Annotated in this window: 17 protein-coding genes; 10 read left to right on the top strand and 7 right to left on the bottom strand. The window is 47.5% G+C overall.

Annotation, left to right across the window (positions count from 1 at the left end):
- Nucleotides 1–14: 14 nt before the first annotated feature.
- Genes ABIE50_RS15195 through ABIE50_RS15205 form a run of 3 tightly spaced genes read right to left on the bottom strand, consistent with a single transcriptional unit; the run spans nucleotide 15 to nucleotide 2,424 of the window.
- Nucleotides 15–989, bottom strand: coding sequence for an NAD-dependent epimerase/dehydratase family protein (locus tag ABIE50_RS15195; RefSeq protein WP_209860151.1), 975 nt, complete (start codon nucleotides 987–989; stop codon nucleotides 15–17).
- Between the two features lie 9 nt (nucleotides 990–998).
- On the bottom strand, nucleotides 999–1,802 hold the full coding sequence (locus ABIE50_RS15200) for an SDR family NAD(P)-dependent oxidoreductase (protein ID WP_209860149.1): 804 nt from the start codon (nucleotides 1,800–1,802) through the stop codon (nucleotides 999–1,001).
- The gene (locus ABIE50_RS15205; protein WP_209860147.1) at nucleotides 1,789–2,424 is read right to left on the bottom strand and encodes an START domain-containing protein; all 636 of its coding nucleotides are present in this window, start codon (nucleotides 2,422–2,424) and stop codon (nucleotides 1,789–1,791) included. Before ABIE50_RS15205 ends, ABIE50_RS15200 begins: the two co-directional genes overlap by 14 nt.
- Nucleotides 2,425–2,644: 220 nt before the next feature.
- Between ABIE50_RS15205 and ABIE50_RS15210 the strand changes: the two genes are divergently transcribed.
- From ABIE50_RS15210 to ABIE50_RS15230, 5 genes are all read left to right on the top strand, one after another.
- Nucleotides 2,645–4,243, top strand: coding sequence for a beta-N-acetylhexosaminidase (locus ABIE50_RS15210; protein WP_209860146.1), 1,599 nt, complete (start codon nucleotides 2,645–2,647; stop codon nucleotides 4,241–4,243).
- A 77-nt stretch (nucleotides 4,244–4,320) separates the two neighbouring features.
- Entirely contained in the window at nucleotides 4,321–4,815 is a 495-nt protein-coding gene (locus ABIE50_RS15215; protein ID WP_209860145.1) for an anthrone oxygenase family protein, read from the top strand.
- A gap of 24 nt (nucleotides 4,816–4,839) precedes the next feature.
- Complete coding sequence (locus tag ABIE50_RS15220; RefSeq protein ID WP_209860144.1) at nucleotides 4,840–5,634, top strand: DUF6597 domain-containing transcriptional factor; 795 nt, start codon at nucleotides 4,840–4,842, stop codon at nucleotides 5,632–5,634.
- An 84-nt stretch (nucleotides 5,635–5,718) separates the two neighbouring features.
- A complete protein-coding gene (locus tag ABIE50_RS15225; RefSeq protein ID WP_142685245.1) occupies nucleotides 5,719–6,090 on the top strand; it encodes a VOC family protein in 372 nt (123 codons plus the stop codon).
- Between the two features lie 84 nt (nucleotides 6,091–6,174).
- Nucleotides 6,175–6,774, top strand: a complete 600-nt coding sequence (locus ABIE50_RS15230; RefSeq protein WP_209860143.1) for a DNA alkylation repair protein — start codon at nucleotides 6,175–6,177, stop codon at nucleotides 6,772–6,774.
- A gap of 221 nt (nucleotides 6,775–6,995) precedes the next feature.
- Here ABIE50_RS15230 and ABIE50_RS15235 read toward each other — a convergent pair whose 3' ends face one another.
- Nucleotides 6,996–8,225 carry a thioredoxin family protein gene (locus tag ABIE50_RS15235; protein WP_209860142.1) on the bottom strand — a complete coding sequence of 410 codons (1,230 nt, stop codon included), beginning with the start codon at nucleotides 8,223–8,225 and terminating at the stop codon, nucleotides 6,996–6,998.
- A gap of 346 nt (nucleotides 8,226–8,571) precedes the next feature.
- On the opposite strand from ABIE50_RS15235, the gene ABIE50_RS15240 reads away from it, so the two are divergent.
- Nucleotides 8,572–9,498: an AraC family transcriptional regulator gene (locus tag ABIE50_RS15240; protein ID WP_209860141.1), complete on the top strand. Its 927-nt coding sequence runs from the start codon at nucleotides 8,572–8,574 to the stop codon at nucleotides 9,496–9,498.
- Nucleotides 9,499–9,724: 226 nt separating this feature from the next.
- Here the strand turns inward: ABIE50_RS15240 and ABIE50_RS15245 are convergent, their stop codons facing one another.
- Nucleotides 9,725–10,759, bottom strand: coding sequence for an aldo/keto reductase (locus ABIE50_RS15245; protein WP_209860140.1), 1,035 nt, complete (start codon nucleotides 10,757–10,759; stop codon nucleotides 9,725–9,727).
- Between the two features lie 149 nt (nucleotides 10,760–10,908).
- On the opposite strand from ABIE50_RS15245, the gene ABIE50_RS15250 reads away from it, so the two are divergent.
- From ABIE50_RS15250 to ABIE50_RS15260, 3 genes are all read left to right on the top strand, one after another.
- Nucleotides 10,909–11,865 (top strand): bifunctional helix-turn-helix transcriptional regulator/GNAT family N-acetyltransferase, encoded by a 957-nt coding sequence (locus tag ABIE50_RS15250; protein WP_209860138.1) that lies wholly within the window; start codon nucleotides 10,909–10,911, stop codon nucleotides 11,863–11,865.
- Nucleotides 11,866–11,975: 110 nt separating this feature from the next.
- Nucleotides 11,976–13,256, top strand: coding sequence for an L-fucose:H+ symporter permease (gene fucP / locus ABIE50_RS15255; RefSeq protein ID WP_209860136.1), 1,281 nt, complete (start codon nucleotides 11,976–11,978; stop codon nucleotides 13,254–13,256).
- A gap of 395 nt (nucleotides 13,257–13,651) precedes the next feature.
- Nucleotides 13,652–14,599 carry a terpene synthase family protein gene (locus tag ABIE50_RS15260; protein WP_209860134.1) on the top strand — a complete coding sequence of 316 codons (948 nt, stop codon included), beginning with the start codon at nucleotides 13,652–13,654 and terminating at the stop codon, nucleotides 14,597–14,599.
- Here ABIE50_RS15260 and ABIE50_RS15265 read toward each other — a convergent pair.
- Nucleotides 14,584–16,344: a hybrid sensor histidine kinase/response regulator gene (locus ABIE50_RS15265; protein ID WP_209860131.1), complete on the bottom strand. Its 1,761-nt coding sequence runs from the start codon at nucleotides 16,342–16,344 to the stop codon at nucleotides 14,584–14,586. The two genes, ABIE50_RS15260 and ABIE50_RS15265, sit on opposite strands and share 16 nt — an antisense overlap.
- A gap of 423 nt (nucleotides 16,345–16,767) precedes the next feature.
- On the opposite strand from ABIE50_RS15265, the gene ABIE50_RS15270 reads away from it, so the two are divergent.
- Nucleotides 16,768–17,721, top strand: a complete 954-nt coding sequence (locus ABIE50_RS15270; RefSeq protein WP_209860129.1) for a terpene synthase family protein — start codon at nucleotides 16,768–16,770, stop codon at nucleotides 17,719–17,721.
- Here the strand turns inward: ABIE50_RS15270 and ABIE50_RS15275 are convergent.
- Nucleotides 17,718–19,454 (bottom strand): ATP-binding response regulator, encoded by a 1,737-nt coding sequence (locus ABIE50_RS15275; protein WP_209860127.1) that lies wholly within the window; start codon nucleotides 19,452–19,454, stop codon nucleotides 17,718–17,720. The genes ABIE50_RS15270 and ABIE50_RS15275 overlap by 4 nt on opposite strands.
- Between the last annotated feature and the right edge of the window lie 241 nt (nucleotides 19,455–19,695).

The following is a 19,695-nucleotide window of genomic DNA, read 5'->3' on the forward strand; positions in this document are numbered from 1 at the left end:
TGTTTTGTCTGTTACTAAATGTAGTTATTTTCTTTAAACCAGGTAAGTGCCCCGGTAACGGCGGCTTCCACCGGTGTGTAGCTGAGTTGCAGCTCCCGTTCTGATTTTTTGCCGGAATAGTAGTTGTCGAGGCACAGCATGTAGGCAATGGTATAATTTAATTTCCCGGAGATGCCCGGCAGGGAGCCTATAATGCCGGCCGCTTTCAGGATAAAGGCAGGGATGGGGATCAGCAGCTGCCGTTTACCGGAAACTTTTTTCAGCAGCCGGAAAAACTCCGCATAGCTCAGGTTCTGACCTGCCAGCAGATAGCAATCGCCTGTTTTGCCTTTTTCAATGGCGTTGATAATGCCCCGGCATACATCTTTAATATGCACAAAGTTTTTGCCCCCGGGCGGATAGAACAGCAGCCGGCGCTTCAGCCCGTACAGGATCAGTTTCCCGGAGCTGGGCTTTACATCATGCGGGCCTATCATAAAGGTGGGGTTCACTACAATGGCAGGAAGATGCCTGCTGGCCACCTGTTCCAGCACATACTGCTGCGCAAGGTATTTACTGTTGATATAACCGGAGTTGGCATTGAACAGTGTAAACCCGTTCAGCTCATTCCCCGGGCTGCTTTTATCGCCTGGGCCGATGGTGTTGGCAGTGCTCACGTAAATAAATTTCTGCACCTTATGCGCCAGGCAGGCCGCTGTGATATATTTGGTAGCAGTGAAATTGGCCTCTTCATATTCGGCAAAGGAAACGCCCCACTGCTCTGTAATACAGGCGGCGTGGATCACCGTATCGCAGCCTTTTACCGCTTCATGTACATCATCGTTATTACTGATGCTCCCGTAAAAGATTTCACAGGGAATGTCTTCAATGCCTTTCACATCGGCCGAAGGCCTGATCAGAATTTTTATATCAAACCCCATGCGGTAAAGCTCCCGTGTTAAGTTGGAGCCCAGGAAACCATTGGCTCCTGTGATCAATATTTTTTTCATGGATTTTTTTTAGACAGATAAACTATAGGGAATTTCTTTTTTTACTTCCCTGGATACGATCCTCATCCGGAACGACAGTGGCAGTAGCTGCATCAGCACGTGATTGATCTTATTCATCAGCCCGGGGATGATCACCGGGCGCCCTGCCAGCGTGCCTTTCAGGGCAATGCTGGCTATATCTGGGGTGGGCAGCAATCCCATTTTTCCTTTGAGCCCCTGGCTGATAATGCGCCGGGAGGTATGGGAATTGGTCATAATAGGCCCGGGATATACCACGCTTACAGACAGGCCGGTATCTGCCAGTTCTTCCTTTAACCCAAGGAAGAACGAAGAAATAAATGCCTTTGATGCAGGGTACACCGTTTTATACGCAATAGGTGTAAATGCCGCCATGCTGGCAATGTTCATGATATAGCTCTGCGGATGTTTCAGCAGGTGGGGGATCAGCAGGTGTGTAAGCAATACAGTGCCTCTTACATTGAGCATGATAATATCGTCTATGCGTTCCAGTGAGGTGTCTGTAATTGTGGAAGTACCGCCGATACCGGCATTGTTGATCAGGAAATCAATATCATGATCGCGGGTAATGAGCGGCAGCTGTTGCTTCAGCGTGTGACTGTCCGACAGGTCAAATTCAAACACTTTCACGCTTACGCGGTACTCCAGTTCCAGGCTTTCGGCCACCGACTGCAGGCGGCTTCCCGGCAGTGCAATGAGGATGATGTTCATGCCTTTCCTGGCGCACTGGATGGCGAATTCTTTGCCCAGCCCGGAGCTGGCCCCGGTGATGAGCGTATATTTATTGTCTGGCATACGTTTTATTTTCGAGCAGGCTTCTGAACCTGGTCATGGTCCTGAACAGGTTATTGTGAATAATGGGATCGGATACCCAGCGGGGGATCTTTTTGCTGCGATCCGTGGTTACCATATAGGTGATCCGCAGCTGGCCGTCCGCCAACGGCGCTATGATCCATTTCCCCCGCGTGCCGGTGATCCGTGTTGTTTTATTGTATAACGGGAAGCGGCTATCCGTGATGCTTTCAAACACCACTTCTGCTGCGTCGCCGGGAGTTTCATGATAGCGGTACAGCAGGCAGCAGTCCTGGTCGTCTACCGGCCAGGGGATGTCGTATTTAATATACGTGATCCAGTGGTTGGGATCCGGTGCAGCCGCTATCCGGTATTCGCTGGCGTTTGTATTCCACTCGCGGCCATGGGCCTGGTCTTTGAAAAGACCGATCACTGCCGGTACGGCAGACTTTACCAGGAAAACGGCCTTGATCTCTCTTACATTTTCACCACCGGCGCCCGGGATCCATCTTTCATATAAAGAGATGGCGTTATCCTGTTTCACCAGCTTAAACTCGCTGGTGTCGCCGGATAATGACCGGAAGAACATAATGCTGCTGATCAGTAAAACAGGTAGGTGTTGCATACATTATCATTTACTGCAAATATGCCAATGGAATGCCGGCAGGCCATCGATTAACTGTTGAACTGTAGGATTAAGCCGTTGACCTGTTATTAAACCGACGCTATAAATGATAGAGAAATATTTATATATTATTTTATGAAGAAGTACCGGGAATATTTTACTATTTTGTTCGCCGGTTGCCCGGGCAGCCAATGTACCTGTTAAATTGTATGCATTGAACATGAAAAAATACCTGCTGGCCATTGCCATTGTGTTTGCCATTATACCCGTTGTAGCACAGCAAAACTGCCCGGTGATCCCTTTACCGGTAAAAGCACAAAAGGGAAACGGCGCCTTTAAGATCACCGCACAATCCACCATCCGCCTGGAAGATACTTCGCTGATGCCGCAGGCCATCTGGCTGCAGGAGGAACTGCTGCGCCGTTGCCATATCAATATACCGCTACAGCAAAAGAACGGGAGCACGGTTATTTTACTGAAGAAAATAACAGGTACTAACGTGGAGGCATACACGCTTAATATGAACAGGCAAACTGCTGTTATTTCAGCCGCCGGCACAGAAGGAGTGCTCAATGGTATTGTGAGCCTGCTGCAGCTGGCAGCGGCTGCGCCCCCATCGGGCAATATCCTGCAGGTGCCCTGCTGGAATATTACAGACGCGCCGCAATATACATGGCGGGGCGTGATGCTGGATGAGTCGCGCTACTTTTTTGGTAAAGAGAAAGTGAAGTCTGTCCTCAACTGGATGGCTTTTTATAAACTAAACCGCTTTCACTGGCATCTGACAGATATGCCCGGCTGGCGGCTGGAAATAAAGAAATACCCATTGCTGACGACGGTGGGCGGCATAGGTAATATTGCCGATCCCAAAGCGCCGGCGGCTTATTATGCACAGGATGATATCCGCGAGATAGTAGCCTATGCCAGGGTACGTTGCATTGAAATTATTCCTGAAATCGATATGCCGGGTCATGCAGGGGCGGCTAACAGGGCATACCCTGCATTCGACGGCGGCGGTACGGCCAGATATCCGCAGTTCACCTTTAACCCCGGCAGGGAAGGTACTTATGCTTACCTGGCGGATATACTAACGGAAACGGCTCAACTGTTTCCCGCTCAACTCATTCACCTTGGCGGTGATGAGGTAACTTTTGGCAATGCCGGCTGGGACCAGGATACCGGTGTTATCCGGTTAAAACAGGCCCAGGGCCTGAAAGACCGCAAGCAGGTTGAAGATTATTTCATTCAGCGCATGGCCGATACCGTTTTGAAACTGCATAACAAAGTGATGGCCTGGGATGAAATTGCTACTGCCACCTTGCCGGCCGACAGTACCATCGTTTGCTGGTGGCGTCATGATAAACCGGAGAACCTGGCCATGGCCTTTCAGAAGGGATACTCCGTAGTGATGTGCCCCCGGTTGCCGTTCTATTTCGATTTTGTACAGGACAGCTCCCATAAGATAGGCCGCAGGTGGAAAGACGGTGAATTCAATCCCCTGCAGGCAGTATATGATTTCTCTGCCGCAGCTGTTCCCGCTGCAAAAGGACATGAAGCCCATATACTGGGTGTACAGGCCTGCCTGTGGTCGGAAACCATCCACAGCAATAACCGGCTCGATTTCCTGCTTTTCCCCCGCATAGCAGCGCTGGCGGAAACAGCCTGGAGCCATCCTTCGTCGAAAGACTTTAGCGGCTTTAAAGCCCGTTTAAAAGCGCAGTTGCCGCTATATGCAAAGGACCATATCTACTATTTTGATATTTTCCAGCCGGGGAAACATGTGGAATCCGGTAAAGCGGCCGGCAACTATATCGACTGATGTCGGTTTTGTTCTATTCTGCGGGAGGAACGGGTGGTAATATTGCAACGGGATCAGATAAAATACCCGTTAACAACATGAAAACGATCATACTGGCACTCGCCACCATTACTACTGCCCTGATGGCCGGCCTTTTCTATGCATTTGCCGTATCTGTCAATATTGCTTTTGCAAAGCTGCCTGACGCCGCATACATTACCGCTACCCAGGCCATTAACGTGGCTATAGTGAACCCCGCTTTCCTGGTAAGTTTCCTGGGAGCGCCGGTATTACTGATCTGGGCTGCGTGGCTGCATGCACGCCCTGTTTTTACCCGCCGCAGCAGGTATATCCTGGCCGCCGCAGTGATATTTGTCATTGGCACTTTCGGAGTAACAGTGCTGGCTAATATTCCCCTCAATGATCAATTGGCCGCTTTTTCCACAGAGGGCGCCTCCACGGCGGAACTGCACCATATGAGGGAAGCCTTTGCCATACCCTGGAACAACTGGCACCTGGTACGCACCATGGCCGGCATTGTTGCACTGGTACTGCTGGTAGTGGCCTGCCTGCAACGGGATATTAAAAGTTGAAATGGTTTTTGTAATTTTATAGAGATGCAGTACCACACTATTCCTCCGCCACCCCATCTTGCACATGTTATCCGGTTTTTCTGGATACTGGAGGGCGACACAGGTTATACGCACTATAACATGGCAGATGCCTGTGTGGAAATGTTGTTTCATTACCGCGGTCTTTTTGATGAAGTAACAAGCAGCGGTAACATCACCCAGTCCTATACTTCCGGTATCCACGGGCCTTCCCACACCCTGCGCAGGTACACCATTGATGCGGGGTTCAGCATCTTTGGCGTGTATTTTTATCCCCAGGCGATTCCCCTGCTGTTTGCCATATCTGCTGCTGATATGGCGAATAACACCGCTGAGTTGAAAGACCTGCTGAAAGACGGGGGCCGCATACTTGAAGAGAAGATCATGCTGGCAAAGAATAACCAGGAGCGCTGCGCCATCCTTTGCCGCTTCACAGAAGAACGGCTGGCCGCCAGCCGGGTGGCTGACCTGCCGGTTTTTGCAGCAATAAGGGATATCATCCATCACAAACCTTCACTGAATATACAGTCGCTTTCACAGGCATACTATTTGTCGCAACGGCAGTTTGAGCGCCAGTTCAAACAGTATGCAGGATTATCGCCCAAACTGTTTTCACGGATCGTCCGTTTCCAGTCGGCTACCGCCTTTTACAACCGGCCGGTGGCGAGCCTGGGAAGCCTGGCGCTTGAATGCGGGTATTATGATCAGTCGCATTTTATCAGCGACTTCCGCGAGTTTTCGGGCATGCATCCCAAACAGTACTTCTCCGGCCGTTCGGGGGCTACCGATTGGCGCGACTAACAAGAATGTCGCGTTTTTCCAATTTTAGCAGGAGATACTGTTGCAATTTTGTGCAAGAGACATTTAACCTTAAAACAAGTTTTTATGAAATTACCAGCAGGACATCAACAGGTAATGCCGTATCTGATCCTGAAAAATGCAGAAGGCTTTTTCGATTTTACCGCCAGGGTATTTGGTGCAAAGGAGCATCACCGCAGTTATAAAGACGGTAACAAGGAACTGATGCATGGCGAAATCAGTATAGGCAGCAGCATCATTATGTTTGGCCAGTCCAGCGCTGATTGGGGCACCGATAACGCGGGGTTGTTTATTTATGTGGACGATGCCGATGCTACGTTTAAAAAGGCCCTGGAGGAAGGCGCTACGGAAGTGATGCCGGTTACGGACCAATCGTACGGAAGATCCGGCGGTGTAAAAGATCCGTTTGGAAATACCTGGTGGATCACAGCGGCATGAAAGGGAGAATAATTTTACATGTTAAGGACCGGCATATTGCTGGTCCTTTTTTATATTTAGTATAACAAATCAAATTATCTGCATATGCTTTCCAGGATCATCGCCTCCATAAAAAAGGTGGAACACGGTTTTAAGCACATCCTGGAAGCAGGAGATCAGTTGCTTAAAGACACGAGCCATGATCCCCTGGAAACAGCCATCAAACTTACGTCCGGTGAAAGCTACCAGGAACGTATGTTGGGTGCGTGGTTGCTGGGGCTTTTATCGCCCCGCAGCAACAAGGCATTAACACTGCTGAAAACAAAAGTGGTGACAGATGATAACTGGCGGGTACAGGAAATGCTGGCAAAAGCCTTTGATCATTACTGCAGCAGTATTGGCTATGAAAAAGCGCTTCCGGAAATCAGGTTATGGCTGAATGATCCGCAGCCTAACCTGAACAGGGCAGTAGTAGAAGGCCTTCGCATCTGGACCAGCCGTCCTTATTTTAAGGAGCATCCGGATGTGGCCATTAAAATGATCAGCAGGCTGAAATCAAAGGAAAGCGAATACCTGCGCAAATCTGTAGGCAACGCGCTGCGCGACATCAGCAAAAAGCATGGGGCGCTGGTGGAGGAGGAAATCAGGACCTGGGACCTGGAGCAACCGCGTATTGCCTTTGTATACAGGCTTGTAGCGAAGTGATCGCGGAATTTGTCTGACTCAGGACTATGATGATTATAATGATTAGTTTGGTTTTTACTTTTGGTTTTGTTGTTTTGGAATTCTTTTTAAAATAGTTAAGGGAGATAAAAGCAAATATAACCTGCTCTTATCTCCCTTAGTTATCCTTATAAAAATCCTAAAAAAATAAAATCAAACTAATCATTATAATCATCATAGTCCTGAGTCAGACAAATTCCGCTCTACTCCCAATATTTCTCCCCTTTCTTCATTTTTTCCAGGGTGGTTTCGTAGTTTTTCTTTTCGTCGCCGCTGGCTTTGTTCAGGGCTTTTTCTTCCCAGGCGAGGGCATCTTCTTTTTTACCGGATTTATACAGCAGGTTGGCATAGGTATCCATGAATGCGGGCACTTCGTTGTCTTTGAAAGAACGTTTGCTCCATTCCAGGGCCTGTTCTATGCACTGCATATCGTTACATTTTTCGAAGATGGTCCAGGCGTATTCGTTGAGCGACTGCGGATCTGCTTTGTGGCCATATTTTTTCATATAGGCAACAATGTTAGCCACTGCATTATCTGCATCTTTTACATAGCTGAAGTATTGCACTTTGGTTTTCAGGATCAGCTCTTCCGCGAAGGAAGGATATTTTTTTGTCAGGCTGCTTTCAAGGGCTGCCCAATCAGGTTTGCTGCCGTCTTTCTTCATCAGCTCAGGATATACTTCTTCCTGTGCTACAATGTCCATTACTTTTTGTTCCGCTTTACCGGGGCCAAGTATTTTATTCACTTTATCCGCATTGTGCAGGAACATATTAAAACCGGGGTCTTTACTGCTGTTGGTAAATTTGGCAATGAAGCCCAGGTTTACAGGGGAGTACAGGTCTTTCTGCTTGCTGATATATTCTTTTGAAATAAGCAAGGCATTTTCCTGGTCATATTTGTTTAATGCCAGGAGCGCCATCTGGCGAAGGAAAGCGGTATCTCTGTTCCCTTTCTTATAAAGATCCAGCTGTGTGTAGTATTGTGTAGCCGGGTTAAGGGAAGCAGCACATCTTTCAATGAACTGGTCTGCTTCGGCGCCGCCCACCTGGCGGTCTACGATATGACCATCCGGTGCAAATATCAGGAAGGTAGGATAGGCACGGATGGCATAATCCTTTTCAATCTGTTTGGCGGCTGCATACCAGCTTTTCACTTCTTCATTGTCTTTGTCTGTTTGATCCATCTGCACTTTTACGTTGATGAATTTGTCATTCATAAAGCTGCCTACTTTTTCCTGGGGGAAAATATTGGCCGACATAAATTTGCAGGGGCCGCACCAGGTAGTGAAGCAGTCTACGAAAATGTACTTGTTTTCAGCTTTGGCTTTGGCCTGCACATCGGCCCAGCTGCTACCATGCTCGAAATGCATGCCTTTGTCCTGCGCTACAGCCAGCAGGGGCAACAGGAAGGCCAGGAGGAATAGTTTTTTCATAATGTTGTTTGTTGGTTTTGATTAACAGCTAATTTAACGTAGTTCCCGAAGAAAACCGGGAGGGAGGGTAATTAATTTAACTAGATAAGTTGGTTGCCACGCCCCGTAGGATGGTTCCGGAAGAGTTTTATAAAAATCCGCCCCTGAAACGGCTGTCCTTTTTGTAAGATGTGGTTACACAGGCGGATGTTATTTGAGAGAAAGGATGGTTTCCGTTTATGCAGAACCAATATGGTAAAGATCCGGCACTTCATGGCAGAATTTCGTATCTATCTTTAGCACATTTGTACCTGATTTTCGGAGTTCGGTTAATTATACTAACTTGTTGTAGCTAAAAACATTAGCCATGCCGGTAAAACATTTTGTACAACCGATAGACCTTACCCATCCCAAACAGTTGCAACGCCTGGTTGAGAACAGGCGGGTTTACAACCTGAATAACTGTGAGCTGAATATATTTGAAAGTTATCAGCAGGATTACCGCGTACCGCTTACTTTTGGCGACTTTGTGATTTCCAGTATGATGCGGGGCAAAAAGATCATGCATCTTTTTGATAAGCCTTCTTTTGAATACCGGCCCGGGGAAACGGTGATCCTGCCGGCCAACGAAACCATCATTATTGATTTCCCGGAAGCTACCACAGATAATCCTACCCAGTGCATAGCCTTCTCTGTGGATGAAGCTTATATCCGGAGCACCCTGCAATATCTCAACGAATATTATAACAGCGAATACACCGATCAGAACAACTGGCGCCTGCAATTTAACAGGTACCACTTCAATAACGATGCAGACCTTACAGAGGTGATCAATAAACTGGTACGTATTTGCAGCAGTACAGATCTTTCCAGGGATATCTACGCAGATCTGAGTATGAAGGAACTGCTGATCCGCATTTTACAGAACCAGCACCTGCAGCTGATTGCGGACGAAAAAGATACTAACAGCAACAACAGCAGGCTGCATTTTGTGCTGCATTATATCAATGAACATCTCACGGAAAATATTTCTGTGGATACCCTTTGCCGCAAGGCTTACCTGAGCCGTAATATATTTTTCAAATGGTTTAAAGACCAGTTCGGGATCACTCCCCTCCAGTATATTAACCGCGAAAGACTAAAGCTGGCAAAACAACTGCTGGCCGACAGGCATAACAGCGTAGGCCAGGTTAGCGCCCTCTGCGGATTTAATGATACCAACTACTTTATCCGCCTGTTCCGCAGTGCTGAAGGCATTACGCCGGGCACGTATCAGCTCATCTGCTCGCAGTAGTGCGCCTTCGGCGCTTATGCGGATTTTGTCTGACTCAGGATTAAACTGATTATAATGATTACCGGGATTTGATTTTTTGGATTTTAAAGGATTCGGGAAGATAGGAGCGAATAGTTACTCTCTGATATCTTCCAAAATCATCTAAATCTCATATGATCAAATCCCGGTAATCATTATAATCAGTTTAATCCTGAGTCAGACAAAATCCGTGTCGGACAAAATCCGCTTAAAGCACCGGCGGAGGATTCAATGTAAGGTTTTGCCGCTGATGCCAGTAAGGATAAATGGTAGGTATCTCACTTGCTGTATCCAGCTTCTTAACCTGCTCCGGGCTGAGGTTCCAGCCGGTAGCGCCCAGGTTCTGGATCAGCTGCTCCTCATTACGGGCGCCGATAATAATGCTGGAAACAGTAGGCCGTTGCAACAGCCAGTTCAGGGAGATCTGGGCCACTGTTTTGCCTGTTTCCGCTGCTATTTCATCCAATGCATCAATGATATTGTAAAATACTTCGTTGTTCACCACTGCTTCGGGAACAGGGCTGCCTCCCTGCGCAATCCGGCCATTTTGTGGCGGGGGACTGTTACGGCGGTACTTACCCCCAAGCCTGCCTGCCGCCAGCGGCGACCAGACAATAGCGCCTACTCTCTGATCGAGGCCCAGCGGCATCAGCTCCCATTCGTATTCGCGGTTGGCCAGGGAGTAATATACCTGGTGGGCCACATAACGGTTCCACCCGTACCTTTCCGCAATGGCCTGCGATTTCATCAGGTGCCAGCCGGAAAAATTGGAGGCGGCGATGTAACGTACCTTACCGCTTTGTACCAGGTCGTCGAGGGTGCGCATTGTTTCTTCTACGGGCGTATTGCCGTCGAATCCATGCATGTGGTAAATATCGATATAGTCTGTTTGCAGCCGCTTTAAACTGCCCTCTATCTGCCGCAGCAAATGAAAACGGGAAGATCCCTGGTTATTGGGGCCTTTACCGAAAGGGAAAGTAGCTTTGGTGGAAATCAGCAGCTGATCCCTTTTCCCGGCAATGGCTTTTCCCAGGATCTCTTCCGAAAGCCCGTCCGAGTATATGTCGGCCGTATCAAAAAGATTTACGCCTGCGTCCAGGCAAAGGTTCACCATACGTGTCGCTTCCTCCGCCAGGGTGCTGCCCCAGGCCTTGAAGAAATCATTGCCCCCGCCAAATGTGGCGGTACCAAAGCTAAGCACCGGTACCTGTAAGCCGGATGCTCCCAGTTGTCTGTATTCCATCGGATAAATTTATAAAAGGGTTTTATGAAAGTATAAAAGTATAAAGGTCGGGGAATTGAAGGAACCCAAAACTTGTCTTTTCACATAAAATTTGCTGATTTTAAATTTCCCGCTATATTTGCGTAACTGGTTACGTAATTTATTACAATATGGAATTCTTCAATAAAACGGGCAAGGTAGCCCTTGGCAGCAGGCTGCGTATGCTTACTGAAAAGATCACGGAAGATGCCGCCCGGATCTATAGTTTGTATAACATCGACATGCAGCCGAAATGGTTCCCCGTATTTTACGTATTGTCCGTAGGGGAGGAAAAAACCATTACAGCGATCGCAAAGGAGATCGGCCATTCCCATCCCTCTGTTAGTAAAATAATAGGGGAGATGAAGAAGAAAGGACTGGTAACAGAGAAAAAGGATAAGACAGACGGGCGGAAGAATATGGTAAGTCTTACTAAAAAGGGATTAGAGATCAATACCCGTATACAGGACCAGCTGACAGATGTAAACACCGCCATAGAGGCCATTTCCGCCCAAACCACGCATGATCTGTGGAAAGCAATGGAAGAATGGGAATACCTGCTGGAACAGCAATCCCTGTTCAGCCGGGTGGTGGAGGCGCATAAAAAACGGGAAGCCGGGAACGTAGTGATTGTGGATTACAGCCCCGGATACAAAGCGGTCTTTAAAGCATTGAATGAAGAATGGATTTCCCGGTGGTTTAAAATGGAGGCGGCAGATCATAAGTCGCTCGACCACCCGGAAGAAAACATCCTGAAAAAAGGCGGGCATATCCTGGTAGCGCTTTACAACAATGAACCGGTAGGGGTTTGCGCATTAATAAAGATGGACGACCCGGACTACGATTACGAAATGGCTAAAATGGCGGTATCTCCCAAAGCCCAGGGAAAAAGCATCGGCTTTTTATTAGGGCAGGCTATCATTGCAAAGGCCACTTCACTGGGCGCCAGGAATATTTACCTGGAAAGTAACACCATCCTGAAACCGGCCATCAGCCTGTATAATAAGCTGGGCTTTAAAAAAGTGACCGGCAGAACTACGCCATATGAGCGCTGCAATATCCAGATGGAACTGGTACTCCCGGTATGATTTCCACGGCAGATGATTGGAGTTTATAAAAATGGAAATGTATATTAGAGCTTCGGATGAATGCTCAAGCCATCATTCCACGTTATAAAAAAATTTTAAAAACTCAGATCATGATATCACCTGACTCCCTGGAACAGGAAGCCTTGGAAACCGCTAAAAATTCCGGTTCATCTGCCGCGTCATTACCCGCAAAATTTACTGAGAAAAAATATGTGATCACCCTCATATTCGTTACCTCGCTGTTCATGTGCTGGGGTATCGCATTAACGATGGGCGATGTGCTCAACAAACATTTCCAGAACGTACTTGGATTATCAAAATCCCAATCAGGCCTGGTGCAGTTTTCCATCTTTGGCGCTTATGCGCTGATGGGGATCCCGGCGGGTTTGTTTATTAAAAAGATGGGATATAAGAACGGGGTACTGCTGGGGCTCACACTGTATGCCCTGGGCGCCTTCCTGTTTGTGCCCGCAGCCAATGCAGCCTCTTTTGGTATTTTCCGCATTGCCCTGTTTGTGCTGGCCTGTGGCATGGCCACCCTGGAAACGGTAGCGCACCCGTTTATGGCGGCATTAGGTGATCAGCGCACCAGCGACCAGCGTATCAACTTTGCCCAGTCATTTAACGCCGTAGGCGCTATAGTAGGCCCCACGCTGGGATCCTATTTCCTGCTGAGCGCAGGGCATGATGCCGGTCAGGAACTGTTGTCGGTAAAAACATTATATATCTGCATAGGAGCGGTGATTGCGGCTATTGCCATTGCATTTGCCATGGTAAAGGTGCCTGCGCTCACCGATCCGCACGATGGCCCTTCTGATGTATCCGGCGCCGTGGGAGTGCGCAAAAAATTGTTCCGGCAAAAGCACTTTGTATTTGCAGTGATCGCACAGTTCTTTAACGTGGCGGCGCAGGCAGGTACCTGGGCGTTTTTTATTAACTATGGCCATGAAGTGATGCATTTCTCTGATCAGAAAGCAGGTTACTTCATGACCGTATTCATGGGCATGATGCTGGCCGGCAGGTTTGTGGGCACGGCCCTGATGCGTTATATCGCCCCCAATAAACTCCTTGCCGCATTTGCAGTGGGCAACATCCTGATGTGCCTCCTCGTGGCACAGGGCTGGGGCTGGGCTTCCTTCATTGCGCTGCTCATGATCAACTTCTTCTTCAGCATCATGTATCCTACTATTTTCAGTCTTGGTTTAAAAGACCTGGGGCCGCAAACACAACAGGCGTCTTCATTTATTGTAATGGGTATGTTTGGCGGCGCCATTTTCCCTTTTATCATGGGCCGTATTGCAGATACCAATATCGCTACCGCCTATTACTTACCAATTGTATGCTACGCAGTTATTTTCCTGTTTGGTTACAGGTTGTATAAGCTCAGGTAATTGTACACTTCTGTATAAATAAAATAATAAGGGCTGCCCTGCTAACAGGGCGGCCCTTATTATATCTGTTAAGGTTTGTTGATCCATGGATACAGCCCTTATTACTTCTCCTCTTCCCGGCACATTTTACTGCGCCCGGACAGCATCCTGATACCGCCCAAAATTCCATTGATCCCAAATGGGTGGTTTTTTCGTAATATTAGTTTGTCCAATTTAGCTTTTTCGGGATTACTTCATTGTCAGCCAGTATTATTTTTTAGTATATAATGCTGAGCTAGTCTGTAAAATCATGGCCGCGGGAATAGCACGTAAATAAATGGTTGAATCCTCACTGAAAACTATTACTACTCTACATATTAGTTCTCAATCTTTTATTCACCTTAAAAATTACATGTATGTCAAATGCTTTAATTTCCTGCGTCACTATCCCGGGAAAGTCCAGGATCAATTCCTGCTACGAGGACACTCAAAATGACACATTGAAATGGGTACAGAAATTTGATATGGCCCCAAGATTTAAACCCCTTAGCTGGTATTCCAGGGCCAGGTTTGGATTCCAGGCTGCGAGGGAATACCCCGATGCATCCTACGCACAGGTAACTCTTGCCGGGGATCTGCTTTCCTGGCTGTTTACGGTGGATGACAGCTGCGACCGCGGTTCTGCAGACGAGGGCACGGCTTTGGAAATGCGCCGCCAGCTGGAAATATTTACCACTATCCTCAGTGGTAAATATATTGAAGACGATAACAGCCTCAGTATTGCCCTGAAAGATATACTACACCGCTTCCGGGAAATAAGCAGCCCGTTTTTATACCGTAAATACTGCATGCATATGACAGATTATCTCAACGAATGTTTTTTTGAGATAGATATGCAGATCGACGGGCTTATGCCATCTATCGGCAGGTATTATAAAGAGCGGCCCTACACCGGTTTTTATATTATGTTCCCGCTGGTGGCCATTTTTGAAAAACTGGACCTGCCCGATGAAGTATATGATCATAGCGTAATCGGGGAGATAGAGCTGGTCTTAAACCTGCTCGGCTGCCTTTCAAATGACCTGCACTCCATTGCCCGCGAAGCCAAACTGGAGAAACCAGGGTTCAACCTGATCTTTATTGCACAAAAGGAGTTGAACCTGAGCCACGATGCAGCAGTGCAGTATGTGATCAATGAGCACAAAAAACACCTGCGCCGGTTTAAGCAACTCCGGAGGGAACTTCCTCACTGGGGCGAGTATATCGACGAGCAGGTAGACCGCTACATCGACGGGCTTTATACCATCGTAAGGGGATACGACGACTGGGCCGTAATAGATACCGGCCGTTATGATAATATGTGATGTGGTAAGTACTTCGCCAGTTCAAGATGCAGGTCGCTGATAAAAACGGGCTTTGTGATAAAGCCGCTGGCGCCGGCCTGCAACATATCCTCTTTCAGAAAGGCATCTCCTGAAACGATCAGTACGGGGGTGCCTTTTAGTGTTATATCATTTTTTATGTACTGTAGCAGATCCCCGCCACCGAATCCGGGCATATTCAGATCAGAAATGATGAGGTTAGGTTTTTCTTCCCGGATAACGCTGGCAACAGATTTATGATCGCTGCATAACACCGGGTCAATACCCATTTCTTTCAGGAACTTCATCAGCAGCTCAGCGCTCAGCAGGTCATCTTCAATGATCACTACTTTCGCGCCGGTAAAACAACCCTTCATAAATTTAGGAGGTAACTGCTGCTTGATTTTCCCGGTACCTGCTTCATAGGGAATATTAAATGCAATGGTAGTGGTAGCAGGAGCGGAGGGGTCAAGAGGTTCCAGTGTAATATCCCCGCCAAAAAGACCAACCAGGTGTTTGGTGATGGATAAGCCAAGCCCGGTGCCCTCAAACTGTTCCCGTTTTGATACAAACCGGTCGAACATCCTGGTGGCAATCTCCGGGTCTACCACGCCCTGGTTCCTTACCTTGAAAATGATCTGGTCATCTTCTTTCACACAGCTCACATAGATCATGGAATTGCCGCTGGCAAATTTCACGGCATTCGACAGTATATTGTTCAGGATCTTGATCAGTAAAAGGCTGTCGCTGTTAATAGGAGGGATCAGCTGCCGGTCGAACCGCAGATCGATCTTAATTCCTCTCGAAGCCGCCAGGTAACTGTTAACCGCTATACAGTGAGATACGCAGTCCTTTAAGCTCACCGATTCTTTCATGATGGAATAAAAATTCCCCGACTCTATCCTCGACATTTCCAGCACGTGGTTGATGATATTGCGGGCCAGGTAACAGGAGGCAAACAGCTGGTTGATTTCTTTTCTTTCGGCTATGGAATATTGCGATTTCCGCAATTCAAACAGTTGCCCGATAGAGAAGATCGCATTCATGGGCGTCCGTATTTCATGGAATACCTCCCGCAAAAAAACACTTTTCCTTTCGGAGGCTTCCCGGTGTTTCTGGGCGGATGCCAGCAGGCTTCTGATCTGTGCAACGTAAGACATCATCACGCATAATATAAATACCAGCAAGGCCACCGTAGTAGACCATTTCATGGTTAAGGACACATCCGGGGACAGCTGTAACGGCTGGATAAAGTTATAATGTGAATTGGCCACCATCCATGCCGCAAAAATAACGGTAGCTATGATACAGGCCAGCAGGGCGCCGCTTCTCTTATACAGGAAAAAAGCGGAACTGAGATGGAATATAATGATGGTATTAAATGCCAGCAATAGTTCCAGGGAAATGCTTGATCCCAGAACGGTAGACCAGTAAGCGATAAAGATAGCATTGGTGCTCAGCATGAGCAGGTTGGCATTAAAATACTGCCGTATATGGTTTAGCCGGATCACGGCAAAGAAACTAAGCGTTTCCAGGGGAATCCCGATCAGGAAAAATACAGAGCTTTTAAGAAAGTAAAAATAGCTGCCAACACCAACAACCAGGGCGCTTAGCACAATGGCCATTGCATTGATAATAATAACAGGGCGTTTTTCTTCAGCTTTACCTATATGCCAGGTACCAGCCAGGACGGGTTTGATAAGCATGGCCCTAATGGCCGCAGTTGCAGGATAGTTACCACTTCTCATGTAATGTTATTTAGAGGGTTAGGCGAATGTGTCATCACAGGGCGTTTAGATTTCATTGGGTTCAGGTAAATCTAATGAGATATGCGTCGGAATGAGTTAATTGAATGTTAATATAAACATATTTTTTTTTCAAAAAAAGAATATTATATCCGTTAAAACATGAATATGTTAGGTGTGCTTCCTTTATCCTGGTGCCGTTGTCCGGGAGGCTTCCTGTACGCAAATACCCTGAACCATTCCCTGCTAAAACATTTTTACAGACTTTTGTTATGACGTACCGGGCCACCCATACCGGCTGACCCGCATATTACGCTGATTGTCTGAATATCAACTGTTTATCCATTTTGATGCCCTTTGCTTACCCCGGTCCTTGCCGGTTTAATTCCGTATGCCGATTCTTTTCACTTAATAAATACTAAACACATGGACACACAAACCCTTTTCATTCCTGCCCTGGAATTCCCGGTCCCTTCTGCCATTAGCCCGCTCGCAGAAGAAGTGCAGGCGCACACTTTCAAATGGGCCCACGAATTCCGCCTGGAATCGCCCGAAAAGCTCAAACGGTTCAACAAAGGGAAATTCGGCTGGTATGCGGCCAGGGAATATCCCGCCGCCAATTACGAAGAACTGTGCCTGGTAGGCGATCTGATTACCTGGCTGTTCACCATCGACGATAAATGCGACCGCTTCTCCTCCGGTACCCTGGAAGGCGCCTGGCTGCGCAGAATGCTGAACGGTTTTGTCGCCATTATGGAACACCGGGAAAGTACCGTGGAAACACCGCTCAATGAAGCCCTGATCAACATCCGCACCCGTTTCTCCGTTCTCAGTTCCCCCTTCCTTTACTCCCTCTTCTGTAAAGAAATGGTTTCCTATTTTGAAGAATGCTTGTGGGAAACAGAAATGCAGGAAGGAGATTATAGTCCTACTATCCGTGAATACCTGCAGTGGCGCCCTAAAACCGGGTTCTATATTATGTTTCCCCTGGTAAGTATTTTCGGGAAGATTGACCTGCCCGAAGAAGTGTATGAGCATTGGTTGGTGAAGAAGATAGAGCTCCTGCTGAACCTTACGGCCAACCTGGCGAACGACCTGCACTCCCTGGAACGTGAGAGGGAACTGAAAACAAAAGGGTTGAACCTGGTGCTGATTTATGAACAGGAACTGAACATTTCCCTGGAAGAAGCTATTCAGCAGATCTCAGATGAATACCACGGTAATTTGCGGACCCTGGAAGAGCACCGGGCCGGTCTTCCTTTCTGGAGCCAGGAAATCAATGCGCAGCTGGAGGTATATATCGAAGGGCTGTACATTGCTATAAAAGCCTATTTCGACTGGGCCCTTATTGATACGGAGCGGTACAAAAGTAAAGTTTAGGTTTTTATAGATCTGGCCGGGAGATGCTTCATCATCTCAGTATACAACTCCTCGAAAGAAAAGGGCTTATTGAAAAAGGCCGTGGCGCCCAGTTTTAAGAGCTCCTCGGATTCATTACTGTATTTGTTGAAAGCATCTCCCGATATTACGATAAATGGAGTCCCCGAAAAGGCCGGGATGGCGCGCAGTTCCAGCAGGAATTCCCGCCCGTTCATTACCGGCATCTGTGAGTCGGTGATAATGATATCAGGTTTTTCTGCCAGGGTGGTTTCCAGCGCCTCCTTACCGTTACTGCTCAATAACACGGTAGCCCCGCCTTTGCGCACAAACTTTTCAACCACGTACTGGTTCATCTTATTATCATCCACTATCAATACCTTCATTCCTTCAAATTCATCTTTCCCGATCTCAAATTTCCTCCCCGCACTGGTAGGCGGATGCGCCGGCCGGTAGGGGATCGTAAACTCAAAGATAGTATGCCCTTCTTCGCAGATCACATGAATGCTGCCTTCCAGCAGGGTGATCAGCTGCTTGGTCAGGTGCAGGCCGATACCTGTGCCGGAGGTAATATGATTCCGCTCCGATTCATAGGGGAGGAATAACTTTTTCCGCCGCTCAGGCGCTATCTGTCCCTCGTTCTTTACACGTACGCAAAGCGAAGTCCCTTCCCGGTAAACACTGATCATCACTTCGCCGCCGGCAGGAGAAAATTTTACAGCATTGGAAGTCAGGTTATTAATGATTTTGATCAGCACTATTTCATCACTTTCTATAAATTGTTGGGGCAACCGGTAATCCAGCACCAGGTTAACGCCCTGCAGGATCCCCGTGTACTGGTTCATTGCCATGCACTGCTCTATGCAGTGCTGCAAATGAACAGTACCCATCTTAATATCCATGAATTTACCGGCTTCTATCCGTTTCAGGTCCAGTACATTATTTACTATGTCTTTCGACAACTGGCCTGCGCCCAGTAAATTTTTAAGGTCCATGTCTATTTCCTGTATAACAGGAACATGTTTGTTGGCGTTCCTGGCAAGGTCCAGCAGCTGGGCAATACCGTAGATACTGTTCAGCGGCGTTTTCAGCTCGTGAAAGGTTTCCCGCAGAAATGCGGCGTTGGTAGACAGCTCCCTGTTCGATTTACCCAGGTCGTCCATCAGCCGGATGATCTCTTTCATAAACTCAAAGATCACAAACAGGATAAAAGTAAGCATCCCGCTGGTGGTACAAAGCCGCATGATATAAGCAGAAGTGGGGCTGAGATCGATAGGTTTGATAAAACCGAAATAACTATTGACCTGTGTTATCACCAGCAATACCCCGATGGCCAGGAGCAATGGCATTCGTATCTTATGCTGCCTGTATACAAGAAAAGAACCGCAAATAAGGAGGATCAGCAGAAAGGCGATCACCACTTCGATCGGAATGGCATTGCCCAGTAAAATTGTCCAGTAACCGGCAGCTACATAATGTAGCGCGAACATGCCAAAATTGGCGCTGTTCCGTTTTCCCATTCCGTTTAATACAATCACTCCAAACATCCCAATTCCCTCCAGAAATAAAGGCAACAGGATCAGCAGACTGTGGACCAGCAGGTAGAAAACGCCTCCCAAAATAAAAACCAGCATACCGGTCAGGAAGGCAAGGGAATTGATAATAATAAGTGAACGCTTTTCTGGTTCAGTGACGTACTGGGTACCAGCGTTCTTAATAATATTCAAAATATGCATGCGTCATTTTTGAGGGGTAGATGCCGTATTAAAACGTATACATTCTGTTGTGTCTTCTGTGAGAAATCAGAAACAATATACGAATTACCGGGAACATGCGTGGAAATGGGGAAACAGCCGGGAACCCTTAGGGATAATCCCGTGGCGAACCAGGGGCAAACCGGGGCGTAATAACCGGTTTTTTCCCGGAAAAAGCGCTGGTGCAAAAGTTGTACTGCTTGATAAACGGAACTAAACCGCT

This window comes from Chitinophaga sp. OAE865, from assembly GCF_040546735.1.
Lineage (GTDB): Bacteria > Bacteroidota > Bacteroidia > Chitinophagales > Chitinophagaceae > Chitinophaga > Chitinophaga polysaccharea_A.

Bases quoted from the DNA above. Each gene is read 5' to 3' on its own strand.
- ABIE50_RS15195 (WP_209860151.1), bottom strand. From the start codon at position 989: ATGAAAAAAATATTGATCACAGGAGCCAATGGTTTCCTGGGCTCCAAC.
- ABIE50_RS15200 (WP_209860149.1), bottom strand. From the start codon at position 1,802: ATGCCAGACAATAAATATACGCTCATCACCGGGGCCAGCTCCGGGCTG.
- ABIE50_RS15205 (WP_209860147.1), bottom strand. From the start codon at position 2,424: ATGCAACACCTACCTGTTTTACTGATCAGCAGCATTATGTTCTTCCGG.
- ABIE50_RS15210 (WP_209860146.1), top strand. From the start codon at position 2,645: ATGAAAAAATACCTGCTGGCCATTGCCATTGTGTTTGCCATTATACCC.
- ABIE50_RS15215 (WP_209860145.1), top strand. From the start codon at position 4,321: ATGAAAACGATCATACTGGCACTCGCCACCATTACTACTGCCCTGATG.
- ABIE50_RS15220 (WP_209860144.1), top strand. From the start codon at position 4,840: ATGCAGTACCACACTATTCCTCCGCCACCCCATCTTGCACATGTTATC.
- ABIE50_RS15225 (WP_142685245.1), top strand. From the start codon at position 5,719: ATGAAATTACCAGCAGGACATCAACAGGTAATGCCGTATCTGATCCTG.
- ABIE50_RS15230 (WP_209860143.1), top strand. From the start codon at position 6,175: ATGCTTTCCAGGATCATCGCCTCCATAAAAAAGGTGGAACACGGTTTT.
- ABIE50_RS15235 (WP_209860142.1), bottom strand. From the start codon at position 8,225: ATGAAAAAACTATTCCTCCTGGCCTTCCTGTTGCCCCTGCTGGCTGTA.
- ABIE50_RS15240 (WP_209860141.1), top strand. From the start codon at position 8,572: ATGCCGGTAAAACATTTTGTACAACCGATAGACCTTACCCATCCCAAA.
- ABIE50_RS15245 (WP_209860140.1), bottom strand. From the start codon at position 10,759: ATGGAATACAGACAACTGGGAGCATCCGGCTTACAGGTACCGGTGCTT.
- ABIE50_RS15250 (WP_209860138.1), top strand. From the start codon at position 10,909: ATGGAATTCTTCAATAAAACGGGCAAGGTAGCCCTTGGCAGCAGGCTG.
- fucP (WP_209860136.1), top strand. From the start codon at position 11,976: ATGATATCACCTGACTCCCTGGAACAGGAAGCCTTGGAAACCGCTAAA.
- ABIE50_RS15260 (WP_209860134.1), top strand. From the start codon at position 13,652: ATGTCAAATGCTTTAATTTCCTGCGTCACTATCCCGGGAAAGTCCAGG.
- ABIE50_RS15265 (WP_209860131.1), bottom strand. From the start codon at position 16,344: ATGAGAAGTGGTAACTATCCTGCAACTGCGGCCATTAGGGCCATGCTT.
- ABIE50_RS15270 (WP_209860129.1), top strand. From the start codon at position 16,768: ATGGACACACAAACCCTTTTCATTCCTGCCCTGGAATTCCCGGTCCCT.
- ABIE50_RS15275 (WP_209860127.1), bottom strand. From the start codon at position 19,454: ATGCATATTTTGAATATTATTAAGAACGCTGGTACCCAGTACGTCACT.